This window comes from Moorena sp. SIO4A1 (assembly GCF_010672065.1).
GTDB lineage: Bacteria > Cyanobacteriota > Cyanobacteriia > Cyanobacteriales > Coleofasciculaceae > Moorena.
In genome coordinates, this window is the sequence record NZ_JAAHHX010001095.1 from 1 (window position 1) to 1,008 (window position 1,008).

The 1,008-nt window shown below is 45.7% G+C and carries 1 protein-coding gene and 1 pseudogene; one reads left to right on the forward strand and one right to left on the reverse strand.

What is annotated here, in order from left to right; genetic code table 11:
• Nucleotides 1-149: pseudogene (locus tag F6K53_RS45535) on the forward strand (RNA-guided endonuclease TnpB family protein); the annotation flags it as partial.
• On the opposite strand, the gene F6K53_RS45540 reads toward F6K53_RS45535, so the two are convergent.
• Nucleotides 103-1,008, reverse strand: a 906-nt coding sequence (locus tag F6K53_RS45540) for a WD40 repeat domain-containing protein (protein ID WP_293087848.1), incomplete at its 5' end; no start/stop codon positions are given. The pseudogene F6K53_RS45535 and the gene F6K53_RS45540 overlap by 47 nt on opposite strands.

The window sequence follows — 1,008 nt, forward strand, 5'->3', positions numbered from 1 at the left end:
AGCTAGACAGAGACCACAATGCTGCCAAAAATATTTTAACTAGAGCCTTAAGTACGGTGGGGCACACCGGAACTTTACTTAACGCTTGGGGAGAATTGGCCTCTACTCTTCCTGATTCCGGTCTGGGCCCTCAACGCTCCAGAGTCTGACGGTCAAGTCTCTGCTGGCGGTAGCTAAAATTTTGCCATCGGGACTAAAGCTCATACTTGTAATCCCTCTATTATGACCCCGCAAGATTTCGAGTTGCTGACCTTCCCGACTCCAGAGCTTAACAGTTCCGTCTGAACTGCCAGTGGCAATTGTCTGACCATCAGGACTGAAGCGGATGCTGCTGATTGTGGCACCAAATTTCTCAATAGTTAGAAGTTTCTGACCTTGAAGATTCCAGAGTCTGACAGCTCCATCCAGACTGGCAGTGGCAAGGGTCTGACCATCAGGGCTAAAACTGATACTTGTGACCCCAGGTTCCTGTACTGGAAAGGGTTGACTAATCTGGTTACCATTTAAGTCCCACAACCTCACTGTTCCGTCGCGACTACCACTGACAATTACCTTACCATCAGGACTGAAACTGAGACTCGTAATACCTGCTTTCTGTCCCAGGAGAGTGCGGATTTCTTTTCCCGTCTCTATATTCCAGAGTTTAACTTTACCATCAGCACTGCCAGTGGCAAGGATTTTACCATCAGGACTAAAACTTACGCTATTGACTGTATCTTTATACCCTTGAAGAATGTATATTAGTTTGCCATCTCGGTTCCAAAGTTTGACCATACCATCAGCACTGCTAGTGACAAGGATTTCACCATCAGGACTAAAACTGAGGCTATTAACCCAACTGTCATAACCTTCCAAACGATTGCGCTCTCTGACTCCATAAAGGGCTTGCTGTAATGTAGCTAAAGTCTGAGTGCGGGTATCGGTTCCTACTACGGTTGCTGACTTAAGTTGTCTTCCTGCTTTTAAAGCTGCTATTAGTGGATCAATTGACTCCCTATTTACATTATA